Annotated in this window: 6 protein-coding genes and 2 pseudogenes; 4 read left to right on the top strand and 4 right to left on the bottom strand. The window is 67.3% G+C overall.

All coding sequences use genetic code 11. The annotated features are described in order from the left end of the window. The coding region (locus QZ847_RS07730; protein ID WP_294355062.1) for a M20/M25/M40 family metallo-hydrolase at positions 1-898 on the bottom strand (898 nt) is incomplete at its 3' end. A 57-nt stretch (positions 899-955) separates the two neighbouring features. Further along, a complete protein-coding gene (locus tag QZ847_RS07725; protein WP_019515993.1) occupies positions 956-1,408 on the bottom strand; it encodes a universal stress protein in 453 nt (150 codons plus the stop codon). A gap of 144 nt (positions 1,409-1,552) precedes the next feature. Here QZ847_RS07725 and QZ847_RS07720 point away from each other — a divergent pair, with 144 nt between their 5' ends. The 4 genes and pseudogenes from QZ847_RS07720 to QZ847_RS07705 form a co-directional block, all read left to right on the top strand. Next, the gene (locus QZ847_RS07720; RefSeq protein WP_294355059.1) at positions 1,553-2,920 is read left to right on the top strand and encodes a pyruvate dehydrogenase complex dihydrolipoamide acetyltransferase; all 1,368 of its coding nucleotides are present in this window, start codon (positions 1,553-1,555) and stop codon (positions 2,918-2,920) included. 11 nt (positions 2,921-2,931) lie between these two features. Beyond that, on the top strand, positions 2,932-3,144 hold the full coding sequence (locus tag QZ847_RS07715) for a hypothetical protein (protein ID WP_294189614.1): 213 nt from the start codon (positions 2,932-2,934) through the stop codon (positions 3,142-3,144). Further along, a complete protein-coding gene (locus QZ847_RS07710) occupies positions 3,141-3,527 on the top strand; it encodes an acyl-CoA thioesterase (RefSeq protein ID WP_294189612.1) in 387 nt (128 codons plus the stop codon). The genes QZ847_RS07715 and QZ847_RS07710 overlap by 4 nt, the downstream gene beginning before the upstream one ends. Positions 3,528-3,618: 91 nt before the next feature. Continuing rightward, positions 3,619-4,443, top strand: a pseudogene (locus QZ847_RS07705) (FAD-dependent oxidoreductase); the annotation flags it as partial. Here QZ847_RS07705 and QZ847_RS07700 read toward each other — a convergent pair. Continuing rightward, positions 4,437-5,234, bottom strand: a pseudogene (locus QZ847_RS07700) (FAD-dependent oxidoreductase); the annotation flags it as partial. The pseudogenes QZ847_RS07705 and QZ847_RS07700 sit on opposite strands and share 7 nt — an antisense overlap. 64 nt (positions 5,235-5,298) lie before the next feature. Next, entirely contained in the window at positions 5,299-5,685 is a 387-nt protein-coding gene (locus QZ847_RS07695; RefSeq protein ID WP_294355066.1) for an acyl-CoA thioesterase, read from the bottom strand. Positions 5,686-5,698 lie beyond the last annotated feature (13 nt).

Genomic DNA, 5,698 nt, shown 5'->3' with positions numbered 1-5,698 from the left:
AGCGCACCGCAGGAAAGCCGAGCTTGAGGAACGGTTCGTGGTCACCGCCGCGGCCGAAGCGATCGGGACGGCGATCGAGCATCACGTCGAAGCGTTTTCCAGAAGTGGGGCCCGGCAGCGCGTCGGCAATACCGTCGATCGCCTTGGCGAGCGCGCGGCTGGGGCCGTCGTCCTCGCCACCGATCGCGCGCCGCTCCATGTCCTCGGCGAGCGACTCGCTCGAGCGGATACCCTCGGAGAAGACGCGGACGCGGTTCGCGTCGACCACCCCGCCCTGCCCGACCGAATTGCCGACGATGTCGTTGTTGAGCATCGCGTCGACCTGCCACCCGCGTGCCTTGGCGGTGTCGGCGAGCAAGGTCGCACCCCACAGGCCCTGCTCCTCGCCCGAGAAGACCGCGTAGACGATCGTCGCCTTGAACTTGCTCTTCGACAGGATGCGCGCCGCTTCCAGCACCAGCGCGACGCCCGACGCATCGTCGTTCGCACCCGGTGCGTCGCTGGTCACGTTCATCACGTCGGTGACGCGGCTGTCGATATGCGCGCCGACAATGACGTAACGGCCCGGCTCGCTACCCGGCTGGATGCCGAGCACGTCCTCGATCACGACGCCGTTCGGCGCGCGCGGACCAGTGAAGCGGCGCGACAGCCGCTCGGTCGTGATGCAGCCGCCGCAGTCACGCGACAGCGCGGCGAACTGCGCCGCAGTCCAGTTGCGCGCCGCACCGATCCCACGCACCGGATCGGTCGCGGATGACAGCGAGTGGCGCGTGCCGAATGAGACGAGCTTCTCGACGGTTGCGCGCATCCGCTCCTTCGACGGCGCCTCGCGCGGAGCCGCGGCGGCGGGGTGAGCAAGAGCGAGCGGAAGCGCGGCGAGCAGGAGCGAGCGGTTCATGGCGCCGGTTGTGACCGCGAACGCGTCCGCGCTCAAGCCGCTGTTATCGCTTGTCCATCAACTCAGGCGGTCGATCGCCTCGCGGTCTAACCCGCCGGGCACGATCATCAGCGGCACCGACAGGCTGCCGACATCGGCGGCGAAATGTCCGACCAGCTCGCCCGGCGCGCCGCTCGCCGCCGCGCCCAGCACCAATGCCGCGATCTGCGGGTTGGCGGCGATCAGCTCGCGGATCACCTTCGGTCCGTCGCCGCTGCGTACTGTCAGCGACGGGCGCAGACCCGATTCCTCCAGCAGCGTGCCCGCCGCGCGCTGCACCAGCCCCTCGGCGTGGCGGCGCTGATCGTCCTCGATCGTCGCCTGCACGCCACCGAAGGCAATGAACTCCTGTGGGGGGATCAATGCCAAGATCTCCACCCCTCCTCCGGTCTTCACCGCACGTCGCGCAGCGAAACGCAGCGCGATCTGCGCCTCGGGCGTGTCGTCGATCACGGTAAGGTAGATGCGCATCGGGAAACGACCTTTCTTCCCCCGATCTACTAGGCTTTCGCGGGGTCGCCAAGCGACGCCGATCAAGTCGCGGGCTTGACGCTACGGTGCCGGGGGGCGAGAGACGCGCGCATCCCCAGGAAAGCATTCGTGCAAAGGTTTGCCATGCCGATCGAGATCAAGATGCCTGCCCTTTCCCCGACGATGGAGGAAGGCACGCTCGCCAAATGGCTGGTGAAGGAAGGCGATACGGTGCGCTCGGGCGACATCATGGCCGAGATCGAAACCGACAAGGCGACGATGGAATTCGAGGCGGTCGACGAGGGCACGATCGCGAAGATCACCGTGCCCGAGGGCACCGACGGCGTGAAGGTGGGCGCGGTAATCGCGCTGCTCGCCGGCGAAGGCGAAGATGCCGGCAGCGTGTCGGGCGAGTCGACGCCCGAGCCCGCCGCGAAGGAGAGCGAGGCGCATCCCTCGCCCAAGGACCCGAACAAGACCGGCAGCGAGGCGCAGCCCGCGCCTGAGGACGACCGCGACCACGGCAAGCCGACGGACGCGCAGGTCGCGAAGGACGAGCCGAAGACCGGCGCAGCTGCACCCGCGCAGAACGACGGCGACCGCGTCAAGGCAAGCCCGCTCGCACGTCGCATCGCCGCCGACAAGGGGCTCGACCTTTCGCAGCTGACCGGCAGTGGCCCCAACGGCCGCATCGTCAAGGCCGACGTCGAACAGGCCAAGCCGGGCGCCGCGTCTGCGCCCAAGGCCGAGGCGTCACAGCCCGCGCCGACGCCGAACCCCAGCGCCCCTGCGCCCGCCGCCGCGCCGCAGATTCCCGACGTGCCGCACGAGACGACCAAGCTCAGCAACATGCGCAAGACGATCGCGCGTCGCCTGACCGAATCGAAGCAGCAGGTGCCGCACATCTACCTGACGGTCGACGTGCGCCTCGACAAACTCCTCAGCTTGCGTGGTGACCTGAACACCAGCCTGTCGGCGCGCGGGGTAAAGCTGTCGGTTAACGACCTGATGATCAAGGCGCTTGCCGCCGCGCTGATCCAGGTGCCGAAGTGCAACGTCATGTTCACGCCGAACGAGCTCGTCAGCTTCAAGCGCGCCGACATCTCGGTCGCGGTGTCGACGCCCGAGGGGCTGATCACGCCCGTCATCACCGAGGCGGACACGGCCAGCCTGTCGAGCATCTCGACCCGGATGAAGGACTTGGCCGCCCGCGCACGCGACAAGAAGCTGAAGCCGGAGGAATTCACCGGCGGCACCGCGTCGATCAGCAACATGGGCATGTTCGGGATCAAGCAGTTCGAGGCGGTGATCAACCCGCCGCAGGGCATGATCCTGGCGATCGGTGCGGGTGAGAAGCGCCCGTGGGTGATGGAGGACGGCTCGCTCGGCGTCGCCACGATCATGTCGGCGACGGGCAGCTTCGATCACCGCGCGATCGACGGCGCGGACGGCGCCGAGCTGATGCAGGCGTTCAAGCAGCTGGTCGAGAACCCACTCGGCATGCTCGCCTGAGCTGGGCTGCGATGACGCGCCGACATGTCACCCCGCTGGAGATCGATCCGGTGATCCGCGAGATCGCCTGGGGCGCGCTCGGCCTCGGCATCACCGCGCTCGTCTTCTGGGGCGCGGCGTGGAGCTATCCGCAAGGATACTGGACGATCTGGCTGGTCGGCGCGGCCACGATGCTGGCGATGGGTGTGCTGAGCGCGCGCGAGGTGTGGAGGGTGCGCGGATGAGTGACGCGACCAGCCCGGCATTCCGCGACCCTGCGATGCGCGTCACCGCGATGCCCGCCGATACCAACGCGTACGGCGACATCTTCGGCGGCTGGCTGATGAGCCTGATGGACTCGGCCGCGGGCCTCGTCGCCGCGCGCCGTGCCAAGGGGCGCGCGGTCACGATCGCGATGGAGGGGATGAAGTTCCACGCGCCCGTCCACGTCGGCGACGAGGTCAGCGTGTTCGCCGACGTCGTCAAGGTCGGGCGCACCTCGCTCACCATCGCGGTCGAGGCACACGCGCGCGACCGCCACCGCGAGACGACGCGCAAGGTGACCGAGGCGCATTTCACCTTCGTCGCGATCGACCGCGACCGTCGCCCGCGGCCCGTGGACGCCTGACCTCAGGCCGCGCACCTTATATCGGACCAAACGGCATCGCCCACGTCGGCGATGCGAGCGAACAGGGCGACAAGCCCGGGAGTTTACGAGAATGGCTGACCAATACGACCTCATCGTGCTCGGCTCGGGTCCGGGCGGTTACGTGTCCGCGATCCGCGCATCGCAGCTGGGCATGAAGGTCGCGATCGTTGAGCGCGAGCGGCTGGGCGGCATCTGCCTCAACTGGGGCTGCATCCCGACCAAGGCGCTGCTGCACACGTCGGAGGTTTACCACTATATGACCCACGCCACCGACTACGGGTTGAAGGCGGACAATATCGGGTTTGACCTCGGCAAGATCGTGGAGCGCAGCCGCAAGGTCGCGGGGCAGCTCAATGCCGGCGTCAAGGGCTTGATGAAGAAGCACAAGATCGCCGTCCACGAGGGCGTCGGCAAGCTCTCGGGTAAGGGTAAGCTGACGGTCACGCAGGGCGACAAGACGACCGAGCTGTCCGCGAAGCACATCATGATCGCCACCGGCGCGCGCGCGCGCGACCTGCCGTTCGCCAAGGCAGACGGCAAGCGCATCTGGACCTATCGTCACGCGATGGTGCCCGAGGTCATGCCGACCAAGCTGCTGGTTATCGGATCGGGCGCGATCGGGATCGAGTTCGCCAGCTTCTACAACGACATGGGCGCCGAGGTGACCGTGGTCGAGATGCTGCCGCGCATCCTGCCGGTTGAGGACGAGGAAGTCAGCACCTTCATGGAGAAGCGGCTGACCAAGGAAGGTATCCGTATCGTGACGGGCGCCGGCGTCGAGAAGATCGACATGTCGGCGAGCGGCGTGAAGGCGACGATCAAGGGCAAGGATGGCAAGTCCGTGACTGAGGACTACAGCCACGTCATCGTCGCGATCGGCATCGTGCCGATGACGTGGCTGTAGTCCTCGGTCGTGGACTTGCCGTCCTTCCCCTTGATCGTCGCCTTCACGCCGTCCGCGCCCGTGTCGATCTTCTCGAGCGCGGCGCCGGTGACGATCTTGATCCCGTCCTTGGTCAGGCGCTTCTCCATGAAGGCGCTGACTTCCTCGTCCTCGACCGGCAGGATGCGCGGCAGCATCTCGACGATGGTCACGTCCGCACCCATGTCGTTGTAGAAGCTGGCGAACTCGACGCCGATCGCGCCCGATCCGATCACGAGCAGCTTGGTCGGCATCACCTCGGGCACCATCGCGTGGCGATAGGTCCAGATGCGCTTGCCGTCGGCCTTGGCGAACGGCAGGTCGCGGGCGCGCGCACCGGTGGCGACCAGGATGTGCTTGGCTTCCAGATCGACGGTGCCGTTGCCCTGCTTGACGCTGAGCTTGCCCTTGCCGGTGATCGTCCCGAACCCCTCGACCACGGTGATCTTGTTCTTCTTCATCAGCCCCTTGACGCCGGCATTGAGCTGGCCGGAGACCTTGCGGCTGCGCTCGACGATCTTGGCCAGGTCGAAGCCGATGTTCTCGGCCTTCAGCCCGTAATCGCCGGCGTGCGTCATATAATGGTAGATTTCCGACGTGCGCAGCAGCGCCTTGGTCGGGATACAGCCCCAGTTGAGGCAGATGCCGCCCAGCCGCTCGCGCTCGACGATCGCGACCTTCAGGCCAAGCTGGGCGCCACGGATCGCGGCGACATAGCCGCCGGGGCCGGAGCCGAGAACGATAAGGTCGTAGGTGTCAGCCATGGTAACACTCCCCGGAGCCGCAGCCCCCTGTTGTCGTCGCACGGGCACGTCGGCCCGGAAATGATTATGTCGCGGGCGGCACTTCGCGCGGGCGGCGGTCCTCGTCGATCGCGACGAAGGTGAAGCGTGCCTCGGTCACCTTGCGCGATTCCTCGCCGTGGCGATCGCGCGCCCAGCTTTCGACCTGGATCGACAACGACGTGCGGCCGATCTTTTCGATCGCGGCATAGACCGACACCTCGTCGCCGACATGGACGGGGGCGTGGAATTGCATCCCGTCCATCGCGATCGTCACCGCACGACCACGCGAGCGGCGCGCGGCGGTCAAGCCGGCGGCGGAGTCCATCAGGCTCATCAGCCAGCCGCCGAAGATGTCGCCGTAAGCGTTCGCATCGGCGGGCATCGCGGTGACGCGGATCGTCGGCGCGCGATCGGGCGGCGTGGCGGTCATGCCGCGTTCTCTG

Source organism: uncultured Sphingomonas sp. (assembly GCF_913778135.1).
Classification (GTDB): domain Bacteria; phylum Pseudomonadota; class Alphaproteobacteria; order Sphingomonadales; family Sphingomonadaceae; genus Sphingomonas.
This window is presented reverse-complemented; position numbering and strand designations above follow the sequence as displayed.